This is a genomic window from Streptomyces echinoruber (assembly GCF_014651135.1).
GTDB lineage: Bacteria > Actinomycetota > Actinomycetes > Streptomycetales > Streptomycetaceae > Streptomyces > Streptomyces echinoruber.
In genome coordinates this window covers 1-23,245 of record NZ_BMWH01000032.1, presented here as the reverse complement: position 1 = coordinate 23,245, position 23,245 = coordinate 1, and the positions used below count along the sequence as shown (strand labels likewise).

The 23,245-nt window shown below is 75.3% G+C and carries 19 protein-coding genes and 1 pseudogene; 6 read left to right on the top strand and 14 right to left on the bottom strand.

What is annotated here, in order from left to right; genetic code table 11:
- Window positions 1-203: 203 nt before the first annotated feature.
- Window positions 204-1,067: an esterase/lipase family protein gene (locus IE225_RS28015; protein ID WP_190060422.1), complete on the top strand. Its 864-nt coding sequence runs from the start codon at window positions 204-206 to the stop codon at window positions 1,065-1,067.
- 18 nt (window positions 1,068-1,085) lie between these two features.
- On the opposite strand, the gene IE225_RS28010 is transcribed toward IE225_RS28015, so the two are convergent.
- Window positions 1,086-2,156, bottom strand: a complete 1,071-nt coding sequence (locus IE225_RS28010; protein ID WP_190060421.1) for a lytic polysaccharide monooxygenase auxiliary activity family 9 protein — start codon at window positions 2,154-2,156, stop codon at window positions 1,086-1,088.
- Window positions 2,157-2,396: 240 nt separating this feature from the next.
- Between IE225_RS28010 and IE225_RS28005 the strand changes: the two are divergent.
- Window positions 2,397-2,797: pseudogene (locus tag IE225_RS28005) on the top strand (GNAT family N-acetyltransferase).
- 115 nt (window positions 2,798-2,912) lie between these two features.
- On the opposite strand, the gene IE225_RS33820 reads toward IE225_RS28005, so the two are convergent.
- On the bottom strand, window positions 2,913-3,047 hold the full coding sequence (locus tag IE225_RS33820; protein ID WP_268250019.1) for a hypothetical protein: 135 nt from the start codon (window positions 3,045-3,047) through the stop codon (window positions 2,913-2,915).
- Between the two features lie 138 nt (window positions 3,048-3,185).
- On the opposite strand from IE225_RS33820, the gene IE225_RS28000 reads away from it, so the two are divergent.
- Window positions 3,186-3,812 carry a class I SAM-dependent methyltransferase gene (locus IE225_RS28000; protein ID WP_190060420.1) on the top strand — a complete coding sequence of 209 codons (627 nt, stop codon included), beginning with the start codon at window positions 3,186-3,188 and terminating at the stop codon, window positions 3,810-3,812.
- 180 nt (window positions 3,813-3,992) lie between these two features.
- Here IE225_RS28000 and IE225_RS27995 read toward each other — a convergent pair whose 3' ends face one another.
- On the bottom strand, window positions 3,993-4,511 hold the full coding sequence (locus tag IE225_RS27995; protein WP_190060419.1) for a ribonuclease FAU-1 family protein: 519 nt from the start codon (window positions 4,509-4,511) through the stop codon (window positions 3,993-3,995).
- Window positions 4,492-5,421 (bottom strand): GNAT family N-acetyltransferase, encoded by a 930-nt coding sequence (locus IE225_RS27990; RefSeq protein WP_190060418.1) that lies wholly within the window; start codon window positions 5,419-5,421, stop codon window positions 4,492-4,494. Before IE225_RS27990 ends, IE225_RS27995 begins: the two co-directional genes overlap by 20 nt.
- 230 nt (window positions 5,422-5,651) lie before the next feature.
- Here IE225_RS27990 and IE225_RS27985 point away from each other — a divergent pair, with 230 nt between their 5' ends.
- Window positions 5,652-6,020 carry a GntR family transcriptional regulator gene (locus IE225_RS27985; RefSeq protein ID WP_190060417.1) on the top strand — a complete coding sequence of 123 codons (369 nt, stop codon included), beginning with the start codon at window positions 5,652-5,654 and terminating at the stop codon, window positions 6,018-6,020.
- Here the strand turns inward: IE225_RS27985 and IE225_RS27980 are convergent.
- Together IE225_RS27980 and IE225_RS27975 are read right to left on the bottom strand one after the other, a co-directional pair.
- Complete coding sequence (locus tag IE225_RS27980) at window positions 6,017-6,808, bottom strand: DUF72 domain-containing protein (protein ID WP_190060416.1); 792 nt, start codon at window positions 6,806-6,808, stop codon at window positions 6,017-6,019. The genes IE225_RS27985 and IE225_RS27980 overlap by 4 nt on opposite strands.
- Window positions 6,809-6,919: 111 nt before the next feature.
- Window positions 6,920-8,014, bottom strand: coding sequence for a DUF5925 domain-containing protein (locus IE225_RS27975; protein ID WP_190060415.1), 1,095 nt, complete (start codon window positions 8,012-8,014; stop codon window positions 6,920-6,922).
- A gap of 282 nt (window positions 8,015-8,296) precedes the next feature.
- On the opposite strand from IE225_RS27975, the gene IE225_RS27970 reads away from it, so the two are divergent.
- Window positions 8,297-9,730, top strand: a complete 1,434-nt coding sequence (locus IE225_RS27970) for a GH39 family glycosyl hydrolase (protein WP_190060414.1) — start codon at window positions 8,297-8,299, stop codon at window positions 9,728-9,730.
- A 121-nt stretch (window positions 9,731-9,851) separates the two neighbouring features.
- Here IE225_RS27970 and IE225_RS27965 read toward each other — a convergent pair whose 3' ends face one another.
- From IE225_RS27965 to IE225_RS27945, 5 genes are all read right to left on the bottom strand, one after another.
- Window positions 9,852-13,679, bottom strand: a complete 3,828-nt coding sequence (locus IE225_RS27965; RefSeq protein WP_190060413.1) for a lipopolysaccharide biosynthesis protein — start codon at window positions 13,677-13,679, stop codon at window positions 9,852-9,854.
- The gene (locus tag IE225_RS27960) at window positions 13,672-14,445 is read right to left on the bottom strand and encodes a polysaccharide deacetylase family protein (RefSeq protein ID WP_190060468.1); all 774 of its coding nucleotides are present in this window, start codon (window positions 14,443-14,445) and stop codon (window positions 13,672-13,674) included. Before IE225_RS27960 ends, IE225_RS27965 begins: the two co-directional genes overlap by 8 nt.
- 29 nt (window positions 14,446-14,474) lie before the next feature.
- The gene (locus IE225_RS27955) at window positions 14,475-15,467 is read right to left on the bottom strand and encodes a glycosyltransferase family 2 protein (RefSeq protein WP_190060412.1); all 993 of its coding nucleotides are present in this window, start codon (window positions 15,465-15,467) and stop codon (window positions 14,475-14,477) included.
- Window positions 15,464-16,297, bottom strand: a complete 834-nt coding sequence (locus IE225_RS27950; protein ID WP_190060411.1) for a glycosyltransferase family 2 protein — start codon at window positions 16,295-16,297, stop codon at window positions 15,464-15,466. Before IE225_RS27950 ends, IE225_RS27955 begins: the two co-directional genes overlap by 4 nt.
- A 402-nt stretch (window positions 16,298-16,699) precedes the next feature.
- Entirely contained in the window at window positions 16,700-17,125 is a 426-nt protein-coding gene (locus tag IE225_RS27945) for a hypothetical protein (RefSeq protein ID WP_229880134.1), read from the bottom strand.
- 300 nt (window positions 17,126-17,425) lie between these two features.
- Here IE225_RS27945 and IE225_RS27940 point away from each other — a divergent pair, with 300 nt between their 5' ends.
- Window positions 17,426-18,229, top strand: a complete 804-nt coding sequence (locus IE225_RS27940; protein ID WP_190060410.1) for an SGNH/GDSL hydrolase family protein — start codon at window positions 17,426-17,428, stop codon at window positions 18,227-18,229.
- Between the two features lie 13 nt (window positions 18,230-18,242).
- Here IE225_RS27940 and IE225_RS27935 read toward each other — a convergent pair whose 3' ends face one another.
- From IE225_RS27935 to IE225_RS27925, 3 genes are read right to left on the bottom strand one after another with little or no spacing between them, the layout of a single operon-like run.
- Window positions 18,243-19,862, bottom strand: coding sequence for a serine/threonine-protein kinase (locus tag IE225_RS27935; RefSeq protein WP_190060409.1), 1,620 nt, complete (start codon window positions 19,860-19,862; stop codon window positions 18,243-18,245).
- Between the two features lie 53 nt (window positions 19,863-19,915).
- The gene (locus IE225_RS27930) at window positions 19,916-21,463 is read right to left on the bottom strand and encodes a HoxN/HupN/NixA family nickel/cobalt transporter (protein ID WP_190060408.1); all 1,548 of its coding nucleotides are present in this window, start codon (window positions 21,461-21,463) and stop codon (window positions 19,916-19,918) included.
- On the bottom strand, window positions 21,460-23,136 hold the full coding sequence (locus IE225_RS27925; RefSeq protein ID WP_190060407.1) for a tetratricopeptide repeat protein: 1,677 nt from the start codon (window positions 23,134-23,136) through the stop codon (window positions 21,460-21,462). Before IE225_RS27925 ends, IE225_RS27930 begins: the two co-directional genes overlap by 4 nt.
- Window positions 23,137-23,245 lie beyond the last annotated feature (109 nt).

Sequence of the window (23,245 nt, the reverse complement as noted above, 5' to 3'; positions counted from 1 at the left end):
CCCGCTCGGGATGTTTAGTGACGGCTCGTCACCTTATGTCGCCGCCACTATCACAGCAACCGGCCGCCGTTGGATTTTTTACCGACGCGTAACTTCACGCTTGGACTACTCGTCCGTAACTTGAAGGGAGAACAGCATCCTCGTGATCCGGATCACAGGGCGTAGCGCCGTCGCACCCCCTAGAGCCGCAAGGAGATCACGCGATGCTGCCCTGGAAACGGAAGTTCAGATCCCTCGCCGCACTGCTGCTGGCCGTCGCCGCCACCGTCACCGTCCCCGCCGCCACCGCCCACGCGGCCACCGCGCCCGACAGGGGCTGGAACGACTACTCCTGCCGGCCGTCCGCCGCCCATCCCCGCCCGGTCGTCCTCGTCCACGGAACCTTCGCCAACTCCGTCGACAACTGGCTGTCCCTCGCGCCCTACCTGACGGCCCGCGGCTACTGCGTCTTCTCCCTCGACTACGGCGAACTGCCGGGCGTGGCCGTCTTCCACGGCCTCGGTCCCGTCGCCGACTCCGCCAAGCAGCTGTCCGCCTTCGTCGACAGGGTGCTCGCCGCCACCGGCGCCGCCAAGGCCGACCTCGTCGGCCACTCGCAGGGCGGCATGATGCCCCGCTACTACCTGCGCTTCCTCGGCGGGGCGGCCAAGGTCAACGCCCTGGTCGGCATCGCCCCCAGCAACCACGGCACCACCCTGTCCGGCCTGACCGCGCTGCTGCCGTACTTCCCCGGCATCGAGGACCTGCTCACCACCCACACCCCCGCCCTCACCGACCAGGTCACCGGCTCCGCCTTCCTCACCCGGCTCAACGAGGGCGGCGACACCGTGCCCGGTGTCCACTACACGGTCATCGCCACCCGCTACGACGAGGTGGTCACGCCGTACCGCAGCCAGTTCCTGAGCGGACCGGACGTACGCAACGTGTTGCTGCAGGACCTGTGCCCGGTGGACCTGTCCGAGCACGTCGCCGTCGGGCTGTTCGACCGGATCGCCTTCCACGAGGTGGCGAACGCCCTGGATCCGGCGCACGCCACCCCCACCACCTGCGCCTCGGCGTTCAGCTGACGCGGGCGGCGGCGCGCGTCACCGGCCGCGTGCCGCGCGCCGCCGCACCGAGGCGAACAGCGCGGCAGAACCCAGCGCCAGGGCGGCGGCACCGCCGACCGCGAGGTACGGGGTGCTGCCGTCGCCGCCGGTCTCGGCGAGGCGCACGGCGGAACCGGCGGCCTTCGGGTGGTTCGCCGAGACATCCGCGTCCGCGTTCCCGTTCCCGTCCCCGGCCGCGGTCGGGGACGCGGTGCCGTCGTCGGCCGCGGCGGCCGGGGTGCCGGTGTCCGCCGGGGAGCCGCCCGCGGGCGCGGACACCGGGCCGGCCGTCGGGCCGGCCGTCGTGCGGGCGTCGTCGTCGCCGTGCCCGTGGTGCTCGATCGTCGACTTGTCGGCACCGGCCGCGATCTGCCGCTCGGAGGGCGCCGAGGCCGCCGGAGCCGCGCCGGCGCCGCTGCCGCCCGACCCGCCGAAGTCGACATCCGAGCAGGAGTAGAACGCCTCCGGGCTGTCCGAACGCTGCCACACCGTGTACAGCAGCTGGCGGCCGGAGCGCTCCGGCAGCGTGCCGGAGAACGTGTAGAAGCCGCCCGAGGCGGCCGGGTCGGTCGCCGTCGCCACCGGGTGCCGCAGGTCCAGGTCGTCCCAGGCGAGCGGCTTGGCCGGGTCGTAGCCGGGCTTGGTGAGGTAGACGGTGAAGGTGCCCTTGTGCGGGGCGGTGACGCGGTATTTGAAGGTGTACGAGCCGCTGTGCACCGCGGTCGCCGGCCAGTCGGCGCGCGCCAGGTCCAGGCCCTTGAACTCCTCGTTGCCGGCGCTGCACAGCTTGCCGTCCGGGATCAGCTCCCGGTGCCGCCCGGCCGCGTCGCCGATGCGGATGCCGTTCCAGTCGTACAGCGCCTGCGTGCCGCCGGCCGCGACCGCCGCCCGGCACGCCGCCGACTTCGGGTTCTCCGGGCCCTCCGCGTAGCACTGCGCCACCCGGCTCACCGGGTCGCCCAGCGACCCGTGCGCCGCCGCCGGTGCCGCGGCGAGCGCGGTCAACGCGAGCGGGGCGGCACCGGCGACGGCGAGCGCGGCGACGGTCTGACGACGGCGAGCGGACATGCGGAACTCCTCGCGGCTTGCCGGAAACTTCCGGGAAGTTTCCGGGGCTGGGTCCTGACGGCGATCAGAACCTAGCCCCGGAAAACCGCGGAATCCCCTGATGAGAGCCGTGATCGGAGATCCTTAGGCTCCTCTTAAGGACGTGCTGAGGCTGGCATCAGACAGGTGCCGTCCCGGCATGGACAACCGGTCGCGGGACGCGCGTGAAGAGATCCGGCCGTCGCCGCCGACGTCGCGGCGGTGCGGGCGGTGACCGACGCGGCCTACCGGCCGTACCTCGCGCGCATCGGGGTGGTGCCGCAGCCCATGGAGGCGGACCACGCGGCGGACGTGGCCGCGGGCAGGGTGTTCGTCACGGGCGAGCCCGTCATCGGCCTGGTCGTGCTGGAGGAGCGCGCGGATCACCTGTTCCTCGACAGCATCGCCGTCCACCCCGACGCCCACGGCCGGGGGTGGGACGGCGGCTGCTGGAGTTCGTGGAGGCACGTGCGCGGGCGCTGCGCCTGCCGGAGATCAGGCTGTACACGAACGCGCTGATGCGGGAGAACCAGAAGATCTGTCCGCGCTTCGGATACGAGGCCGTCGAGCGCCGTGTCGACGGGCCCTACGACCGGATCCACTACCGCAAACGGCTGACCTGACCCGCGCCGTGCGCCGGCCCGCGCCGTGTGCCGGCCCGTGTCGTGCACCGACCCGCGGCGTGCGCGGGTCAGGGAACGGTCGTGCGCCGGTCGTGTGCCGTCGGCCGGAGTGTCCTCACCCGTCCGGCCACCAGGTGCGGGCGATGTCCCTGCGGATCTCCGGACGCTCCGCGGGATACTCGTCGGTTTCCTCACGAACCCGGCGGGCATCGGTTTTCCTCAGGGGCTTCTGCACTGTCATGCGGCGCATCGGTGCCTCCTTCAACGTCTACCGGGTTCCGCGCTCTCACGGAGGTAGACCTTTCGGGCGAGAGTTCCTCATCGGTGCGGGTTTGTCTGTGATGTCGGTCACGATCCGGTTGTCAGTGGTGGGTGTCACCCTTGCCGCATGACGAGCGACGACGCCACGACCGCGACCGGCGCCCACCCCGGCGGAATCGACTGGGACACCGCGGCCGCCTCCTTCGACGACGAACCCGACCACGGTCTGCGCGACGCGGACGTACGCGCCGCCTGGGCCGACCGGCTCGCCGCCTGGCTGCCCGCCCGCCCCGGCGACCTCCTCGACCTCGGCTGCGGCACCGGCAGCCTCTCGCTCCTCGCCGCCGAACGGGGACACCGGGTGACCGGCGTCGACCTGTCCCCGGCGATGGTGGAGCGGGCGCGCGCCAAACTCGCCGGCCGTGACGCGGTGTTCCTCGTCGGCGACGCGGCACGGCCGCCCGTCGGGGAGCGGCGCTTCGACGCCGTGCTCGTCCGGCACGTGCTGTGGACGCTGCCCGACCCCGGCCAAGTCCTGCGGCACTGGTGCGGGCTGCTGCGGCCGGGCGGACGGCTGGTGCTGGTCGAGGGGGTGTGGGGGACGGTCGACCCGGTCGGCATACCGGCCGAGCGGCTCACCGCTCTGCTCGCCCCCCTCGTGGCGCGTCAGCGCCTCGAGCCGCTCTCCGGCGACGCCCGGCTGTGGGGCCGACCGGTGACGGACGAACGGTACGCGGTGGTGGCGATGGTCTGAGCCGGGCGGCCGCGGCCCGGCTCTCCCGGGCCGTCCGGCCCCGGGCCTCCCGGGTCCCGCGGCCGCCGTCCGCTCCCTCCGCGGTCACCCCCTCCGCGGTCACCCCCTCCGCGGTCGCCGTTCTCCGGGCCGCCGAAGCCGCCGGGGCCAGGACAGCAGGGTCAGGTCAGGGCAGCGGAGTCAGGACAGCAGGGCCAGGAAGCCGGAGCCCTCCCGCGCCAGCGCCTCCAGCTCCGCCAGCGCGGCGACGGCCGCCGCCGCGGCCTCGGGGTCCGTCCGGGTCAGCCCGCTCGCGGCGAACTCGTCCTCGTCCAGCCGCCGCACGTCCCGTCCGTCGGCCGAGCGCCACAGGTCCAGGTCGAGGTCCTCGACGACCAGTTCGGTGCCGGACAGCACGGCGGGGCGGGCGATGTCGCAGTACCAGCCCTTCAGCACGCCCGCCGCGTCGCGGACTTCCATCACCGCGTACCAGCGGTCGCGCCAGTAGTACTCGGTGAACACGTCGCCGGGCTCGAACCGCACGAAGCCGAAGTCGCGCACGGCCCCGCCCGCGAAGGGCGCCCGCACCACGATCCGCGTGCCGTCGTCCCGCAGCAGCCCCGCCGGGTAGCGGATCTTCGTCCGGCCGGCCTTGACCAGGACGACGTCCACCCGGCGGCCCGCCCCGGCCGCCACCGCCTCATCCGAGTTCCCGGACATACCGCACCTCCGTCGCGCACACCTCGTACCCGCACCACCGATTGACCGCGAGCATCGGGCCGTTGCCGGTGTCGTTGCCCGTGAACGCCTGCGTGCAGCCCGCGGCGCGGGCGCGGCGCAGGGAGTCGCTCTTGACCAGCTTGGCCAGCCCGCGCCCGCGGAAGGCGCGGGCCGTGCCGGTCATCACCGTGCCGTACCGGGTGCCGCCGTCCGTGCGGGCCAGGGTGAACGCGGCGGGGCGGCCGTCCACCACCGCCACCGAGGTCAGCTCCGGGCTGACCAGCGGGTGCCGCCAGGTCTGCGCCAGCCACGCCTCGTAGTCGGTCATCTCGGCGTCGAGGTCGCTCGGTTCGTCGGCCATCGTCTCCGCGTCCAGCGCGAACAGCGGCCGCGGGTCGTCGGCGAAGTCCGCGCCCGTGCGCATTTCCACACCCGGCGGCGGGGCCGGGCGGGGCGGGAGGGCGCCGCGGGCCAGGTCCAGGCGCAGGAAGTGGGCCGAGCGGCTGGGGCGGTAGCCGTGCCGCTCGGCGAAGGCGCGGTTGCGCGGCTCGTCCAGGACCCAGGCGTACAGGGTCCGCGCCCCGTGGGCGGCCAGGTGCTCCTCGGCGGCCCGCACCAGCAGCCGCCCGGCGCCGCGTCCCGCGTGCCGCGGGTGGACGTACACGTTCACGCAGCCCTGGTCCGGCCGCGGGCTGTCGAAGGCGAGATGGACCTGGGCCGTGCCGATCACCTCGCCGTCCGCGACGGCGACGAGCGGGCGGTAGTGGGCCCGCGGGGGCAGGTGGGCGAGGTCGTGGGCGACGGAGTCCGGCGTGAAGAGGATGAACGGGAGCGCCGCGTGCCGGACGCGCGCGAAGCCCTCCAGGTCGGCCCGGGCGTCGGGGCGCAGGGCGCGGACGGTGACGGTCATGACGCGCACGCTACGGCGGCACACCACCGGACCGCTTCCCCTTTTCCGGCGGGACACCCCACCCCCGGCCCCCGCGGCCTCCCACCCCCGGCCTCCGCGGCCTCCCACCCCCGGCCCTCGTGGCTCCCGTCTCCGGCCTCCGCGGCTCCCACCCCCCGGCGGGCGCGGACACCCCGGCCCCCGGCCGGACGTCCGACCGGCACGGCGGCGGGTACGGGAGAATCGACTCCGTGACCCTGAAGATCCGCATCGACGACAGCGCACCGCCCTACGAGCAGGTACGGGCGCAGATCTCCGAGCAGGCGCGGTCGGGAGCGCTGCCGGTGGGGTACCGGCTGCCGACCGTGCGCGGGCTGGCCGAGTCGCTGGGGCTCGCCGCGAACACCGTCGCCAAGGCCTACCGGGCGCTGGAGGCCGACGGCGTGATCGAGACGCGGGGCCGCAACGGCACGTTCGTCGCCGCCGCGGGCCAGGCCGCCGAGCGGGAGGCGGCGGCCGCCGCCCAGGCGTACGCCGAGCGGGCGAGGCGGCTCGGACTCGACCGGGACGCGGCGCTGGCCGCCGTGCACGACGCCCTGCGCGCGGCCTACGGCGGTTAGACACGCCGCCCCTGAACGTCGGTGACCGGGAGCGTCCCCGGGGTGCGGGTCACCGTCCGGCCCGCCGCCCGGGCCAGCCGGGCGAAGGCCGCCGCGTCCCGGACGGCCGCCGCCCCCGGGTCGTTGTTGAAGTAGGCGTACACGTCCCGGTCGTCCGGCCAGGCGGCGGCGACGCGGCCGGCCCAGGTGGCCAGACAGCGGCGGCCGTAGCGCGGCCAGGGGCGGGCGACGCCGGCGTGGAAGCGGACGTAGCCCCAGTCGGCGGTGCGCCACAGGGGGGTGGCCGGGCGGGCCCGGACGTCCGCCCAGCACAGCGCGGCGCCCCGGGCCCGCAGCACCGCGCGCACCTCGGGCGTCCACCAGGAGTCGTGGCGCGGTTCGACCGCGACGCGGACGCCGGGCGGGAAGCAGGCCAGGCAGGCGTCCAGCAGCGCGGGGTCGGCGCGCAGGGTGGGCGGCAGCTGCAGCAGGACCGGGCCCAGGCGGTCACCGAGCCCGGCGGCCCGGGTCAGCAGGCGCTCCACCGGTTCCTCCGGCTCCCGCAGGCGCTTGACGTGCGTCAGGAACCGGCTGGCCTTGACGGCGACGACGAAACCCGGCGGGGTGCGGGCACGCCAGGTCTCGAAGGTCTCCCGGCCTGGCAGGCGGTAGAACGCGTTGTTGACCTCGACCGTGCCGAAGCGACGCGCGTACTCCTCCAGCCACCGCCGCGCCGGGCAGCCCGGCGGGTACAGCACGCCCCGCCAGTCCCGGTACTGCCAGCCGGACGTCCCGATGTACAGGGTCATACGGCCATGGTCGTACGGCCATGGTCGTACGGGCACGGCCGTACGGGCGGGGAACGCCGTGGAACACCGGGGACGCGACGGCACGAACGGCGCGACGGCACGACGGCGCGGCTACAGGTACAGCCCCGCGTCCACCCCGCCCCGGGGCTCCGGCAGCGCCGTCGGCGAGGTCCCGCGCCGCAACGCGTACAGCTCCGCCAGGGTGGCGCCGTCCCGGCCGACGCCCTCCTCGCGCCCGAGCCACTCGACGGCCTCGCGGCGGGTGAGGCGGCCGACCTCGATGCGGGCGAGGCAGCGGCCGGGGCGGACGACGGCGGGGTGCAGGCGTTCCAGGTCCTCGTTGGTGGTGACGCCGACCAGGACGTTGCGGCCCTGGCCGAGCAGGCCGTCGGTGAGGTTGAGCAGCCGGGAGAGGGCCTGGCCGGCGGTGTGCTTGGCCTCGCCGCGGATGAGTTCGTCGCAGTCCTCCAGCAGCAGCAGCCGCCAGCGGCCCTTGCCCGCGCTGTCCTCCTCGCCGATGGCGATGTCCATGAGGTAGCCGACGTCGGAGAACAGCCGCTCGGGGTCGAGGACGCAGTCGACCTGGCACCAGTCCCGCCAGGAGCGGGCCAGGGTGCGCAGGAAGGAGGTCTTGCCGGTGCCGGGCGGGCCGTGCAGCAGCAGCAGGCGCCCGGCGATGTCCTCGGGCGTGACGCGCATCAGGGTGTCCATGGCCTCGGCGACCGGCGCGGTGTAGTTGCCGCGCACCTCCTGCCAGGTGCCCGCGGAGATGCGGCGGGTGGTGCGGTGCGGGCCGCGGCGGGGCGAGAAGTACCAGAAGCCCATGGTGACGTGCTCGGGCTGCGGCTCGGGCTCGTCGGCGGCGCCGTCCGTGGCCTCGTCGAGCACCTTCGCCGCGAGCTCGGCGCTGGTCGCGGTCACGGTGACGTCGGCGCCGCGGTTCCAGCGGGAGACGAGCATCGTCCAGCCGTCGCCCTCGGCGAGCGTCGCGCTGCGGTCGTCGTCGCGGGCGACGCGCAGCACCCGGGCGCCCGCCGGCAGCAGGGTGACGCCGGCCCGTACGCGGTCGATGTTCGCCGCGTGCGCGTACGGCTGCTCGCCCGTCGCGAAACGGCCGAGGAACAACGCGTCGACGACGTCGGACGGGGAGTCGCTGTCGTCGACGGTGAGCCGGATCGGCAGGGCGTCATGCGGGTTCGCGGACATGCCGCCCATGATCCGGCACCGGGGCGCCGCGCGCACCGGATTTGCGCAGCCGGTTCCCGCGCGTCCGCTTCCGGTCCCTCCGTTCCCGCCGGGCGTCCGCTTCCGGCCTCGTCGTCCCCGCCGGGCGGGCGGTGCCGGTTCCGCCGTTCCCAGCCGTGTCCCATACGTGTCCCACCCGTGCGCGGCATGTGCGCCCCCGGCGCGCGTGCCGCGCGGCGGAGCGCGGACGGGACCGGCCGAGCCCTGCCCGCGGCGGCCCTCGCGCCGTTACTGTTGCCCTTGATGGGACGTCGTGGGTGGGTTTCGGGGGCGTGGCGGTGGCGGCTCACCGCGCTGCTCGGCGTGGGCGCGGCCGCGGTGGCCCTGGTGGTGACGCTGCTCGGCACGCCGCCCGGTGGCGGCGCGAGCACGGCGGGCACCACGCGTGACGGCGCGCGGGTGCACGGCACGCCCGCCACGCCCGGCCGGCCGCCGGAGCCGTACGTCGGCTGGGGCTTCACCCACACCCAGTTCAGCGCCGACGAGGGCGGCGCCGCGGCGACCCGGCGGGTGCGCGGGCTGCTGGCCGCCTCCCCGGGGCTGCCGCAGAACCAGCACATCATGGGCTGGGGCGCGGACAACCCCGAGCCGGTGAAGGGCCACTACGACTTCGCCGACCTGGACCGCCGCGTCGACTTCGTGCGCGCCTCCCGCGGCACCCCGGTGATCACCCTGTGCTGCGCCCCGGACTGGATGAAGGGCGGCAGGGCCGGGGCGGACCACACCGACTGGAGCCGCTCCGCGCTGGAGACCGCGCCGACGCCCGACCACTACCAGGACTTCGCCGACCTCGCCGCGACCGTCGCCCGGCGCTACCCGGACGTGAAGCACTTCCTCGTCTGGAACGAGTTCAAGGGCTTCTGGAACACCTCCGCCGGCCGCTGGGACTACGAGGGCTACACCCGGCTGTACAACCTGGTCTACACGGCGCTGAAGAAGGTGGACCGGGACATCCGGGTCGGCGGCCCCTACCTGGTCATGGACAGCGTCGACCCGCGCCAGAAGGAGTACGCCTCCACCGAACTCGCCGGTCCCTGGGGCGCGATGGACCAGCGGGTCCTGGACGCCTTCGCCTACTGGAACGCCCACAAGAAGGGCGCCGACTTCGTCGTCGTCGACGGCTCCAGCTACACCAACGACGACGACCTGCTGCCCGACGAGTTCGCCGCCACCGACAAGTTCACCGCCGTCGGCCGCTGGCTGCGGCAGCGCACCGGCGGCCTGCCGCTGTGGTGGGCCGAGTACTACGTCGAGCCGGCCGACGGCGACGACGAGCGCGCCGGCTGGAGCGAGGAGCACCGTGTGGCCGTCCAGGCCGCCGGCCTGATCGCGCTCGCCCGGGGCGGCGCCTCCTCCGCCTTCTACTGGAACCCGGAGAAGGAGCGGGGCACCGCCTGCCCGGGCTGCCTGTGGACGCCGACCGGCACCGCCGGCGGCGGCCGCGCCCTGCCGATGTACCGCCTGCTCTCCCGCTTCGCGGCCGCCTTCCCGCCCGGCACCCGCTACACGAGCGTGTCCGTCGCCCCGGACGACGTGCCCAACGTCCGGGTCCTGGCCGACGACAGGACCGTCCTCGTCGTCAACACCCTGAACCGGACGATCAGCGCCAAGGTGGACGGCCGGCGTTTCGACATGGCGGCCCACGAGGTGAAGTGGCTCGACCGCCAAGGCCGTTGAGCCGCGCGGACCGCATCCGCGAAGGCGGTTGAGCCGCACGAACCGTACCCGCCAAGGCCGTTGAGCCGCGCCGGACCGCACCCGGACGCTGCTTGCCGCACGCGCCCGGCCGCCACTTGCGCTATTTGATCGTCAGGAACCGCTGCACCAGCGACGCGAACACCACCGTCAGCAGCGGCAGCGCGAACCAGAAGCTGCTCTGCAGCCACCGCAGCTTGCGCACGCTCGGCCGCGCCGCCACCCGCACCGCCTCGCGCGTGGTCAGCAGCACCACCAGCGCGGCCGTGGCGAGCCCGCCGACCACCGACCACGGCGTCCAGGTCACCTGCGGCCCGATCGGCCCCGGGTCCGCGGCGGGCGCCCGGCCGGAGGGCGGGGTGCGCAGCGCGTACAGCGTGACGTCGCGGTTGGCGTACACCGTCCGCAGTTCCTGCCGCCGGTCGAGGTTGGCCCGCAGCCGTGTCTCCCAGCCGGCCGGGTAGCCGGCGTCCAGGCGGAGGTAGACGCTCTGGCTGCGGTTGACCATGAGGTACGAGTTCGGGCCGGCCTCCTTCAGCGCCTTGACCAGGCTCGACACCAGCACGGGGTCGGTGGGGGCGAGCGTGGGCACGTACTGGACGTACTCCATGTCCCGCGCGCCCCAGGGCATCGCCGGGGTGACGTCGTTGACGGTGTCGTCGCTGAGCCACAGCAGGCGCACGGTCGGCCGGTCGTGGGCGTAGACGTAGTCCATGGCGGCGACCTCGCCGGGCCGGACGCGTTCGAAGGGCTCGTTGCCCCAGCGGGCGACCAGGAAGCCGCCCATCAGCAGCAGGCCGGCCAGGAGGGCGGCGAGCGGGGCGAGACTGGCGGCGTCCTTCTCGCGTTCCTCCGCGGTGGCGCCGGTGCGCGGGAAGAGCGCGAGTCCGGCCAGCAGGGCCGCGCCGGGCAGCGCGAACATGAAGACGCGCAGCGCCATCTCGCCGCCGTAGGACTGCATGCCGAAGCCGAGGAACGGCACGAAGGTGAGCACCGGCAGCGCGCGTTCGCGGTACCGGTGGGCGCGCCGCCGCCACCAGCCCCAGCAGGCCAGCGCCATGACGCCGCCGGCCAGCAGCACCCGGGTGTACAGCACCAGCTTGTGCGTCGAACTGCCGCCCTCGATACGGCCGGAGACGGACGTGGAGACGTTGCTGCCGACACCGCCGACGCCGCCGAACAGCTCGTCGAAGTGGCCGGACCAGTAGGGCTCCGCCATATAGCCGACCCAGAACGCCACCAGCACGGCGAACAGCAGCGGCAGGCCGCGCAGTTCGCTGCGGCCGAGGACGACCAGCGCGGCGAGCACGCCGAGCATCACGAACGGGGTGAGCTGGTGGGCGGGGACGCTCGCCGCGAACAGGCCGATCACCACCGCGAGCAGCACCGCCCGCTGCCGCCTGGTGGACGGCGCGACCTCGGCCTCCCCGGGCCGCATCCGGCCCCACAGCATGCGCGGCGCCCGGAACCACACCAGCACGATCGCGACGAAGGCGAGGTAGAGCAGGTAGGTGAAGCCCTGCGGGGAGAAGTAGTCCTGGCCGACCCAGCCGCCCAGCACGAACACCCACACCCCGGTCCACTTGGCCCGCCAGCCCGCCCGCATCGCCCGGGTGAGCAGGAACAGCGGCGCCAGGTACAGCAGTTGGATCACCGTCGGCCACCAGCGGATGACCTCGGTGAAGTCGCCGATCCCGCAGGCGCGGCCGACGAACGCGGCCACCGCGAAGAAGCCGGGCCAGCTCCAGCGGGCGTCCAGGTCGGGCACGGCCGCGCCGGTGCGGTCGATGTGGTCGAGGAAGCCCAGGTGCTGCCAGGCCGTCGGGAAACGCGGCTGGCTCTCCAGCACCGCGGGCAGCGCGTGCAGCGACACCACCGTCGCCAGCAGGGCGACCAGCAGCAGCGCCCGGTGCTCGCGGCGCAGCCACAGCGCCGAGGTGAACACGACGACCAGCAGCGCCGCCCCGGCCAGGGTGAGCGGCGGCAGCACGGACACCAGTCCCAGGCCGCCCATGCGGTCCAGGTCCGTCTCGGTCAGCCGCAGCGCGGGCAGCCAGTACAGCAGCAGTGCCGCGGCCAGCAGGCCGCCGAGGACCGCGCCGGGCCGGGTGGGCCGCAGCCGGGCCCGCCCGGTGCGGGACGGCGGGACCGAGGAGGCCGCGCGGGGGTCGGCGGGAGCCGCCGTGTCACCGGGCGGCGTGAGCGACGTGGACGGCGTGGGCGGCGTGGACGGCGCGGGCCCCTTCCCGGCCGGGGGCCGCTCCCGCCCCGCCGGGGCCGCCGCGCTCGGTTCCCGCCCCGCCGGGGCCGCCGCGCCCGGTTCCCGCCCCGCCGGCGGCCGCGCGGGTTCCGCCGCCCGCACCCCCGGCACCCGGGTGGGCGGGAGCCCGCCGGCCGGAACGCCCGCGGGCGGGGTGCCGGGGCCGGGCCGCACGTCGGGCCGGCGCTCCTGGTGGTCGAAGTCGGCGTGGATGCCCAGGGCGAGCGTGTCGGCGTCCCGGGCCCACGCGGGCCGGCGCACGCGCGGCGCGGCCGGTGCCTTCGGCGTCCCCAGGTCGGCGAGGTCCCCGTCCGGCGGCACGTCCTCGGGGACGGCCGGGGCGGCCCGGACGATGCGGTACAGGCGGGGCGCGGCGATCGCCACGATCACCGCCAGGCTGGAGATCTCCGCCACGCCCGCCCCGGTCAGGGCCATCCGGGGCAGGAGCAGCAGCGTCAGCCCCAGCACCAGCACGCACAGCAGGCCCTGCAGCCAGGCCAGTCCGGCGGTGCGGCTCTGCGCCCGCAGCACCGCGAAGTACGTCTCCATCACCACCCGCAGCAGCGCGCCCACGGCGAACAGGCGCAGCAGCGGCGTCGCCGCGTGCGCGTACCCGGAGCCGAACACGCCGAGGATCCAGGGCGCGCCGGCGAACAGCAGCGCGCACACCGGCAGCATGATCCGCGCCATGCGCTGGAGCGCCGCCCGCGTGTTGGCGGCGAGCCGCGCCGGGTCGTGCGAGCACTCCACGGTCAGCGAGGCGCCCATGTTGACGGCGAGCAGGTTGACCGTGCCGCCGATCGTGGTGGTGATGTAGAAGTACGCGTTGTCCTCGCTGCCGACCTGCGAGGCGACGATGACCGGCACCAGGTAGACCACGGCCAGGGAGAACAGCGAGCCGGTGTAGTCGCCGGCCAGGAACCGGCCGATCTCCCGCAGCGTCGGCGGATCGGCGTGCCCCCGGGTCGCCTCGGCGTGCCGGGGCACCAGGCGCCGCAGGACCAGCCAGCCCAGCGGCAGGACGGAGGTGGCGATCGCGGCGATCCAGGAGACGAAGACGCCGCTGGTGGGGAGCGTCGCCGCGAACGCCACCAGCAGACCCAGCTTCACCGCGGAGAACACGGTGTTGCCCACCGGCACCCAGGTGGCGCTGCGCAGCCCGGTCAGCACCCCGTCCTGCAGGGTGAGCAGGTTCCAGGCGACGACCGCGCCGACGAACCCCAGCCCGTGCAGCGTCCCGTGCAGGAAGCGGTACGACGGCCCCCACACGTCCAGGGTGAGCAGGAACACCGCCGCGGCCAGCGCGACGACAGCGGAACTGCCCGCGTAGGTGCGCAGGACGAGCCGCCCGGTGGCGCGTCCGGCGATCGGGACGAACCGGGCCAGGGCACCGGTCAGGGTCACCGCGGTGAGCCCGGCGAGGAGCTTCATCGCGGCGATCGCGGCGGAGCCCTGGCCGACCGCCGCGTCGGGGTAGTAGCGGGCCGCCGCCAGCCAGAACCCGAGGCCCAGCACGGCGGAGACGCCGGTGTTGAGCATCAGGGCGTAGGCGTTGCGGAACAGCGGGTTGCCGCCGCCCCCGCCCCGTCCGGGCAGTCCGAACCGGCGTCCCGGCCGGTCGTCCGTCGCCGTCCGCGGCGCCTCGGGAATGCTGGTCTTCGTGTCAGACACGGGCTGTGGTGGCCTTCCGGCGGACCTGTCGGGCTCTGCGGACCAGGGCGTACCCCTTGGTGAGGGCACGGTCCCGGGCGAAGGTGCGGGTGATCGCGCGGCCGCACACCAGCCGCTCGAACTCCTCGATGCCGGTGCTGCGGCGCACGGTGAGCCGCTGCAGCGCGTACGGCCCCTGGCGGCGCCGGGCCAGGCCGTTGCCGACGGCGAGGGCCTGGGCGAACCCCGCCTGCCGTACGCGGTGGCGCACCCGGCGGCTGGAGTAGCCGTAGGGGTAGGCGAACGAGACCGGCTCGGCGCCGAGCTGCTCGGCGACGGCGGTCCGGCAGCGGGTCAGCTCCCGCCACAGCGCCGCGTCGCCGAGCTGGTCGAGCTGCGGGTGGGTGTGGCTGTGCCCGCCGATCTCCACGCCGGCGGCGGCCAGTTCGCGCACCTGGTCCCAGTCCAGCATGGTGTCCGGGGCGCCGCCGGTGTCGTAGGCGCCGCGCAGCCAGCCGGTGGAGACGAACAGCGTGGCCGGAAAGCCGTGGTGGGCCAGCACGGGCAGCGCGTGCCGGTGCACGCCGGCGTAGCCGTCGTCGAAGGTGACCAGGACGGGCCGCGCGGGCAGCGGCGCGCCGTCCCGCCAGCGGGCCGCCAGTTCCGCGGTGGTGAGCGGGGTGCGGCGCAGCTCGGCGAGGAGCGCCATCTGCTCGGCGAACGCCTCCGGCGTCACCGACAGCCGCCGGCTGAAGTCGTTGGGATCGCGGGCCACCGCGTGGTACATCAGCACCGGCACGGGGGCGGTCGGGGCCGTCACCGGGCACCGCCCCTCTCCGCGCCGCCCGCCACCGGGAAGGCGACGGCGCCCCGGCGGGCGCGGACGCTGCCGACGAGGTAGCCGCCCGCGGCCGTCAGTACGCCCGCGACGATCGCCCCGGCGCGGCCGGCGCCGCCCGGCCGGGCCAGCAGCGCGTCCCGCACGCCGCGCGCCACCCCGGCGGGCAGCACGCGCGTGGCGTACCGGCGTTCCGACTCCAGCCCCTTGCCGGCGCCGACGCTGCGCGCGACCAGCGCCTTGGACAGGCCCTCGGCGTAGGCGCGGGCGCGGAAGTAGCGGAAGTGCTCGCGTGCCCGCGGCACCCGGTGGTGGATCACCGCCCGGTCGTCGATCAGCAGCACCGCCCCGGGCACCGCACGGGTGAGGCGGATGCACAGCTCCGTCTCCTCGCAGCCCAGCGGCCGCCGGTCGCCGTCGCGGCCGATGCCGGTGGCGAAACCGCCCGCCGCGGCGAACGCGGTGCGCCGGAAGGAGGCGTTGCCGCCGAGCACGTTGCGCACCCGGACCCGGCCGGGCGGCAGGCCGCGGTAGGTGCAGCCCACCACCCAGTCGAACTCCTCCGGGAACCACGCCGGCCGGCGGCCCGAGGCCCAGACGGGCTCCGTGCGGCCGCCGACGGCCATGACCCGGGGATCGGCGTAGGCGGCGGCGAAGTGCCGCAGCCAGTCCCGCTCGGCCACCGCGTCGTCGTCGAGGAAGGCGATCACCTCGCCGCGCGCGGCCGCGATGCCGGTGTTGCGGCCGGCGGACAGGCCGCGGGGGCCCGCGTTGGCGAGCACCCGCACCCCGTCCGTCTCCTTGTACTCCCGGGCGAGCCGGTCCCGCAGCGCCTCGTTGTGGTCGACGACCAGCAGGGTCTCCAGGGCCGGGTACGACTGCGCGCGCACCGAGGAGACCGCGGCGAGGATGTCCTCCCAGCGGTCCTCGGTGTAGACGCAGATCACGACGGAGATGCCGGGAGCGCTCAACGCGGCTCCCCGGAGACCGTGTGCAGCAGCGGGGAGCGGCCGCCGCGGCGGCGCAGCGCACGCCGGTTGGAGCGCTCCCTCAGGATCACCTTCAGCACGCGCAGCCCGTCCCGCACGGCCCGCAGGTTGCTGGTGCCGTGGATGCGCAGGTACTCGTGGCTGGGGATCTCCTGCACCTTCAGGCCGGCCTTGACCACTCTGATGTTCATCAGCGTCTCGACCTCGAAGCCGGTGCAGTCCAGGTCGATCCGGTCCAGGCAGTGCCGCCAGAACGCGTTGTAGCCGTAGCACAGGTCGGTGTAGCGGGCGCCGAACTTGCGGTTGACGATCGCGCACAGCACGCGGTTGCCCAGTCTGCGCACGAGGGTCATGTCGTCGGTGCCGCCGCCGTTGGCGAAGCGGGAGCCCTTGGCGAAGTCGGCGCCGGAGACCAGCGCGGAGACGTACGACACGATCTCGCTGCCGTCGGCCGACCCGTCCGCGTCGACCATGACGATGATGTCGCCGGTGCACGCCGCGAAGCCGGTGATCAGGGCGTCCCCCTTGCCCCGGCCGCGCTGGCGGACCACCTTGACGCCGGGCCACATCTCGCGGGCGACCTCGACGGTGGCGTCGGTGGAGTTGCCGTCCACCAGGACGACCTCGTGGATCCACTCCGGCAGGGTCTTGAAGACGTACGGGAGATTCTCCGCCTCGTTCATGGCGGGGATCACCACGCTCACCGGCGGCGCGATGGCCAGGTGGGTGGAGACGGGCCGGTACCTGTGGGCTGTCACGTGGGCTGTCACGGAATCCCCGCCCGAGGCGGGCGGGTGCAGAGCGGAAGTCATCGGTGTGTCCCTCTCGTCCGGCGGACCGCCACGCCCCCGGGCGGCCCGGCTGTCGGTCCGGTTCGAAAGGGGGGTTGGTGTCACTCACGGCACGACGGCATGGAACTCCGTGCACGCCGGGGTGAGCTGGCAGAGCTGGCCGACCCCCGAACAGGGTGGGCCGGTCGCGCGGCACGGCTCGGTCACGCGTGCGTCACCGAGCACGGCACCCCCCTACCGCGCCCCGCGCCGGACCGTCGCGGTCCTTTCCCCTCCCCTGGAGCCGCGTACCGACGGGCCGGTGCGGTGAGATGTCTGACGGTATTGACGGTTGAACCAGAATGGCAAGACCTGGGTGTACGGGACCCAGTTTTTAATGGTTCGGCCTTTGTATGCCGTTGTCGTACGGCATATGGCGGAATGTCACCCCCTTCGGGCGGGTCGGACGCCCCGTCTCCGGGCGGCGTGGGCGAGCAGCAGGACGAGGCAGCTCAGGACGGTCACGGCGACGACGCCGCCCCGGACCGACCAGCGGTGCACGGCGAGCATGCCCTGCGCCACCAGCATGTCGACGACGACCGCGCCGGCCAGCGAGGCCAGGACACGGCCGAAGGGGTCGAGTCCGCGCAGGGCGGTGGCGAGCGCCGCGGCCGGTGCCGCGAGCAGGAAGAAGAGGGTGAAGGGGCCGCGCAGCGGCGAGCCCCAGCCGGTGAGCGCGCACAGCGCCCCCGTCGCGCCGGCGGCCGTCGCGACGCCGGCCAGCAGCGGTGCCGCCAGGCCCCTTTCCGGTCCCGGCCGGCCGCGCGCGGCGTCGGACGGCGTCGCTCTCTTGACGCGTATGGACTGCATTGGCGACTTCGCCCCCTGAAGCGCCGGATTGCCGGGCTTCAGCGTCCCGCAGTCCCGAGGGGGCGTCAAGATGCCCCATCCGGCCGTGGCGGAGACGTGTGCCCGGCCGGGTGCGCCCGTACGGGGGATTCCGCCGGAGCCGGCGGGCGGTCGTATCCCCGCTCCGCGCAGGTCGGGTGACGTTTCGTCAGATCAGTCGCGGCATTAGTACGGATCAAAAATTCTTGGCATGAACACTTCCGATCAACGCGCGTAGTTGCTACCACGGTTACGGCAGAGATCCTGCTAAAGGGAGGTTCCATGAGACGTTCCCGATTTACCGCCCGTTTCGGTGCATTCCTCCTTGCCGTCGGTCTCGCGTTCGGTGGGGCGACCCAGGCCCGCGCATCCGCGTCCGCGACCGGCGGCTACGTGGCCCTCGGCGACTCCTACTCCTCCGGTGTCGGCTCGGGCAGCTACATCAGCTCCAGCGGCGACTGCAAACGCAGCACGAAGGCGTACCCCTACCTCTGGAACGCCGCCCACGCCCCCGCGTCCTTCGCCTTCACCGCCTGCTCGGGCGCCACCACCGACGACGTGCTCGCCGGTCAGCTCGCCCCGCTCGGCTCCGACACCGCCCTGGTCTCCATCAGCGTCGGCGGCAACGACGCCGGTTTCTCCGACGTCATGACGACCTGTGTCCTGCAGTCCGACAGCACCTGCCTGTCCCGGATCGCCACCGCCACCGCGTACGTCGACTCCACGCTCCCCGGCAAGCTCGACAGCGTCTACTCGGCGATCCGCGCCAAGGCCCCCAACGCCCGCGTCGTCGTGCTCGGTTACCCCCGCTTCTACAAGCTCGGCACCACCTGCCTCGGCCTGTCCGAGACCAAGCGCTCCGCCATCAACAACGCCGCCGACCACCTCGACAGCGCCATCGCCGCCGTCGCCGGCCGCCACGGCTTCGTCTTCGGCGACGTCCGCACCACCTTCACCGGCCACGAGCTCTGCTCCGGCAGCGCCTGGCTGCACAGCGTGGACTGGCTCAACATCGGCGAGTCCTACCACCCCACCGCCGCCGGCCAGTCGGGCGGCTACCTGCCGGTGCTCACCAACGCGGCCTGACCGGCGCCGCTCCTCACGGCGACGCGCTCGCCGACGCGGAACCGGAGGCCCCGCCCGTCGGGGTCTCCGACGCACAGGTCACCGAGAACGGCACCGTGTTCGACCTCGCGCGCACCGGATCGCGCACCTCCACGCCGACCGCGTCCCGCAGCGTCCCGCCTTTGGAGTACGTCGTCACGGCCACCCTCTCCTGCCGTGACCGGCCGCCGCCCGCCGGGAACGACAGCGTCCGCCAGCCGCCGTCCGCCACCGCACCGCCCTTCGCCACCCACCGGTAGGACACGTGCGCGGGCAGCCGCCCCACCGTGAACGTCGCCGTGAACGACGGAGCCTGCGCGCGCGGCGGCGGACACGCGCCGTCGTACTCCGTGCGCGCCCCCGTCACCGTCACCGTCACCGACTGCGCCGAAGCCGTGTGCGAGGCGCTGTTGCCCGAAGTGCCCGAAATGCCCGAAGTGGGGGACAGGTTCGTCGTCCGCGGCGTGGTGCGCGGAGCCGGCGACGGCGAGAGCACCGCGCCGCTCCGGCTGCTGCCGCCGCCCGCCGCGTCGCCCGTGTTCTCGTGGTGCAGCAGGGCGTACGTCAGGCCGGCCAGCGCCAGCGCGAGCGCGACCAGTCCCGCGACCAGCACGACGGCGGTGCGGCGGTCGCGGCGCTCGGGCGGGGCGGCGGGGGCGGGATCCGCCGGGTGCGGCCGGGCGGACCGGGACCGGGCGGAGGGAGCGGGGTAGGGCCGGGTCGGCGGCTGCCCGGAGGGGAGCGGGGCGGTGGGCGCGTACGGGCCCACGGTGTCCGCGCGGGGCGAGCCGCCCGCGCCCACCGCGCGCAGAGCCTCCTCCGCCCGGTCGGCGGGCAGCCGCTCGGCCGGGTCCTTGCGCAGCAGCCCCTCGATGACGCCGGCCAGCGGCCCGGCCCGGCGCGGCGGCGGCAGCTCCTCGTCCACGACGGCGCGCAGGGTGCTCAGCGGCGTGTCCTGACGGAACGGCGAGACGCCCTCCACCGCCGCGTACAGCAGCACGCCCAGCGACCACAGGTCCGACTCCGGGCCCGGCCGGCGGCCCAGCGCCCGCTCCGGGGCGAGGAACTCGGGGGAGCCGATCACCTCACCGGTCATGGTCAGCGCCGAGCTGCCCTCGACCCGCGCGATGCCGAAGTCGGTGAGCACCACCCGGCCGTCGTTGGCCAGCAGCACGTTGCCCGGCTTCACGTCCCGGTGCAGCACCCCGGCGGCGTGCGCGGCGCGCAGCGCGGCCAGCACCTCGGCGCCGATGTGCGCCGCGCGCCGCGGGTCGAGCGGGCCCTGCGCCTCCAGAACGTCGGCGAGCGAGACGCCCCGCACCAGCTCCATCACGATCCAGGGCCGGCCGCCGTCCGTGGCCACGTCGTACACCGTCACCACATTGGGGTGCGCGACCCGGGCCGCGGCCCACGCCTCGCGCTCCAGCCGGGTGTACAGCCGCTCCACCTCGGGCTCGGGCAGCCCCGCGGGCGCGCGGACCTCCTTGATAGCGACCTCGCGCCGCAGCACCTCGTCACGGGCGCGCCACACCGTGCCCATGCCGCCCTCGCCGAGCCGGGACAGCAGTCGGTAACGGCCCGCGACGACCCGCTCACCGCTGGGAGGTTCGGACACGGGCGCCCCCTGCTGTCGGCCGACGTCTCGGGTGTTTTCTCCCCAAAAGTAGCTCAGCCCAGTGCGGATGCCGCCCCTTTGAACACCAGACCGGCTCCCAGCGCCAGCACCACGCACGCGGAACCCAGCGGTGCCGCCCGGCGGACCAGCGCCGCCACCGGCCCCGCCGTCCAGCGCGGCCGTCGCTCCAGCAGCCGGCTCACGCCGCTGCCCAGCCGCACGACGGCGACCCCGGCCGCGGTGAGGGTGAGGGCCAGTCCGAGGCCGTACGCCACGACCAGCAGCAGCCCGAACCACGCCTGCCCGAGCGCCGCCGCGCCGACGAGCACGACGACGGCCGAGGGGCTGGGCACGAGCCCGCCGGCGAAACCCATGAGGAGGGTGCCGCGCAGGGAGGGGGCGGCGGAGTGGTCGTGGGAGTGGTGGGAGTGGTGATGGTGGTGCCCGTGCCCGTGCGGGTGGTCGTGGTCGTGCGGATGGCCGTGTTCGTGCGGGTGGTCGTGGTCATGCGGGTGGCCGTGGCCGTGGTCGTGCGGGTGGCCGTGCCCGTGCCCGTGTCCCCGGTTGCGCCACGCCCGGCGCACCAGGCCCGCGCCCACGAAGGTCACCAGGACGCCGCTGGCCACGCCCAGCCAGGAGATGACCGGGACGGTCGCGGCCGAACCGGCGGTGACCAGCAGGCCGAGGGCGACGACGCCCAGGGTGTGGGTGACGGTGACGGAGGCGGCCAGCGGCAGGACGTCCCTCAGGCGGGCCCGGCCCCCGCGGGCCGCCGCGCTCGCGGCCATGAGCGTCTTGCCGTGGCCCGGGGCGAGCGCGTGCAGCGCGCCCAGGCCGATCGCCACCAGCAGGGCGAGCGCGGCGAAGCCGACGGTGAGGTCGTGCCGGGCCACCAGGGCGTCCAGGGCCCGCGTGAAGCGGTCGGCGCCGCGCGGCAGCACGGCCGCGGCGGGCGCGTCGTCCCGCCCGGCACCGGCACCGGCGAGGGCGGGGCCGCCCGGGCGCACGCGCAGCAGGGCCGTGGAGGTGTCGGCCGGGGAGGACAGCAGCTTCGCGGGATAGCGGGTCAGCTCGTGCGACACCGAGGTCCTCGGCACGTCGGACGAGGTGAGCGTCATGCGGTCGCCGCGCGCGGTGATCTCCCGCCAGCCGGGGCCGGAGGAGGCGCCCTCGGCGCGGAAGCCGACCGTGACCCGGGCGCGGTGCGGGAGCGGGGCCGTCAGCCGGCACTCCACGCGGAGCGTGTGCAGCCCGGCCTGGCCGGGCCGCAGCCGCGCGGTACCGCCGGCCACGGTGAGGGCGGCGGCCCGGCCGTCGACGGTGACGCGGCTGCCCCGCGCGGCCGCCACGCAGCGCCGCCGGGCCCACTCCGCGCGGCCGAGCCGCTCCAGGTCCGGCCCGGCCTGGGTCGCCGGGATCTCGGCGAGGTCCTCGACGTGGTCGACGCGCAGCGCGCCGGGGGCGGCGACGAGGCCGTCGTAGCGGTTGACGGTGAAGTTGCCGAGGGGGTGCGCGGCCGCCGGCGCGGCCGGGGCGAGCGCGAGCGCGGCCGCGGCCGTGAGGACGGCGGCGCCGGGGGCGAGCAGGCGGCGCAGGATCACCGGGACGCCTCCAGACGCTTCAGCTCCGCCCGGGCGGCGCGGGCGCCCAGCGGCGAGAAGCCCGGGTTGAGGGCGAGGGCCGCGCCGAGGTGGGTGCGGGCGTCCCGCGTCCGCCCGGCCTTCGCCTCGATCATGCCGCGGTGGTAGAGGAACGCGGCGTTGCGGTAGCCGGTGGCCGTGGCCTGCCGGGCGTACCGGAGGGCCTCGGCGTCGCGGCCGTTGACGTGCAGCGCCCAGGCGAGGGCGTCCGCGGTGTGCACGGTGTGGCGGCGGGCCCACTCGGCGCGGGCCGCGCGCAGCGCCGCCCGGGCGTCGCCGTGGTCGGCCGCGGCGAGCGCGGTGTCGAGGTCGGCGTCGACGCCGTTGGCGCGGGCGAGGGCGACCCAGGCGTCGACCAGGGCGTACTGGGCGCGGGCCTTCGCCCGGTCGCCGGCCCGGCCGCGCGCCTCGTACAGCTCGCCCAGCTCGACCAGCGGGCCGGGCAGCGGGTAGCGGGCGACGACCTGCTCCATGCCCCTGATCGCGGCCGTCGTGTCGCCGCTCGCCGCCTGGGCGCGGGCGCGGCCCTCCAGGGCGGGCAGGTAGCCGTCGTCGGCGGCCAGCGCGCGGGCGTAGAAGCGCAGCGCGCCGGCGTGGTCGCCCTGGCTCCAGGCGAGCTGGCCGAGCTGCGTGGCGACGTAGGCGACGTCGCCGCGGGAAGAGGCACCGGCCAGCGCCTGTTCCAGCACCCGCCGGGCCTCGTCCGTCTCGCCGCGCAGCTCCCGCACGTAGGCGTACCGCGTGAAGACGGGCACGCCGGGCCGGCGCGCGTCGGCGGTGTCCGCAGCCCGCGCCGCCTCCCGGTACCGGCCGAGTTCCACCAGCGCGTCGATCCGCAGGGACAGGGCGCGTTCGCTGTACGGGTTCTCCCGCAGGGCCTGATCGGCGCAGGCGAGCGCGCCGGTGAAGTCGTGCCGGGCGGCGGCGAGCGCGGCGCGGCCGGCGAGGGCCTGGTCGTTGCCCGGGGCGAGGGCCAGCGAGCGCTTCAGGGCCCGCTCGGCCTGCGGGTAGCGTGACGGGTCGCCCTTGGTGCGGGCCTGCTCCACGTACGCCAGCCCCAGCGTCGCCCAGCCGGTGAAGTCCCGCGGCTGGGTGCGCAGATGGGCCTGCAGCGCCCGGACGCCGGCGTCCGGGTCCCCGGCCGTCTGCCACTGCGGGGACACGACGGCCGAGGCGGCGGCCGGCGCCGTACGTCCGTCCCGGGTGTTCCCCACGGCGACCGCCCCGGCCGTCAGCGCCACGGCCAGCAGGGCCGCGCACCCGGTCAGCCGGGCCGCGTGCCGGCGCCGCCCGGCCGCGGCGAGGCGCCGTACGGCGGCCACGCGGGCGTCGGCGGCGGGCGGTTCGGCGTCCTTCGGCTCGAGTGCGGCCTTCGGCTCGGGCGCGTTCTTCGGCTCGGGCGCGTTCTTCGGGTCGGGCATGGCCTTCGGGTCGGGCATGGCCTTCGGTTCGGGGGTGTCCTTCGGTTCGGGGGCGTCCTTCGGCTCCGGCATGGGCTCGGGCATGTCCTTCGGCTCGGGCTCCCGGGTCGCGGCGGAGTCCTGCGGAGGTGCCGGCGGCTTCGCCGGTCCGGCCGGCGGTGCGGCCGCCGGCCGGTGCGGGGGCTCGGTGTCGTCGTGCGTACGCGGGGCCATGCCCTGTCCTCCGTCGCCTGGGGTGGTGCGGGAGCTGCGGGAAAGCTGCGGGAGAGCCGCAAGGGGAGAGAAGGGGGAGAAGGGGGAGAAGGGGGAGAAGGGGGAGAAG

Excerpts from the sequence above, each read along its gene's own strand:
- IE225_RS28000 (WP_190060420.1), top strand. The coding sequence starts at position 3,186 with ATGACGAGCGACGACGCCACGACCGCGACCGGCGCCCACCCCGGCGGA.
- IE225_RS27980 (WP_190060416.1), bottom strand. The coding sequence starts at position 6,808 with ATGACCCTGTACATCGGGACGTCCGGCTGGCAGTACCGGGACTGGCGG.
- IE225_RS28015 (WP_190060422.1), top strand. The coding sequence starts at position 204 with ATGCTGCCCTGGAAACGGAAGTTCAGATCCCTCGCCGCACTGCTGCTG.
- IE225_RS28010 (WP_190060421.1), bottom strand. The coding sequence starts at position 2,156 with ATGTCCGCTCGCCGTCGTCAGACCGTCGCCGCGCTCGCCGTCGCCGGT.
- IE225_RS27940 (WP_190060410.1), top strand. The coding sequence starts at position 17,426 with ATGAGACGTTCCCGATTTACCGCCCGTTTCGGTGCATTCCTCCTTGCC.
- IE225_RS27995 (WP_190060419.1), bottom strand. The coding sequence starts at position 4,511 with ATGTCCGGGAACTCGGATGAGGCGGTGGCGGCCGGGGCGGGCCGCCGG.
- IE225_RS27945 (WP_229880134.1), bottom strand. The coding sequence starts at position 17,125 with ATGCAGTCCATACGCGTCAAGAGAGCGACGCCGTCCGACGCCGCGCGC.
- IE225_RS27970 (WP_190060414.1), top strand. The coding sequence starts at position 8,297 with ATGGGACGTCGTGGGTGGGTTTCGGGGGCGTGGCGGTGGCGGCTCACC.
- IE225_RS27960 (WP_190060468.1), bottom strand. The coding sequence starts at position 14,445 with ATGTACCACGCGGTGGCCCGCGATCCCAACGACTTCAGCCGGCGGCTG.
- IE225_RS27925 (WP_190060407.1), bottom strand. The coding sequence starts at position 23,136 with ATGGCCCCGCGTACGCACGACGACACCGAGCCCCCGCACCGGCCGGCG.
- IE225_RS27990 (WP_190060418.1), bottom strand. The coding sequence starts at position 5,421 with ATGACCGTCACCGTCCGCGCCCTGCGCCCCGACGCCCGGGCCGACCTG.
- IE225_RS27975 (WP_190060415.1), bottom strand. The coding sequence starts at position 8,014 with ATGTCCGCGAACCCGCATGACGCCCTGCCGATCCGGCTCACCGTCGAC.
- IE225_RS33820 (WP_268250019.1), bottom strand. The coding sequence starts at position 3,047 with ATGCGCCGCATGACAGTGCAGAAGCCCCTGAGGAAAACCGATGCCCGC.
- IE225_RS27950 (WP_190060411.1), bottom strand. The coding sequence starts at position 16,297 with ATGACTTCCGCTCTGCACCCGCCCGCCTCGGGCGGGGATTCCGTGACA.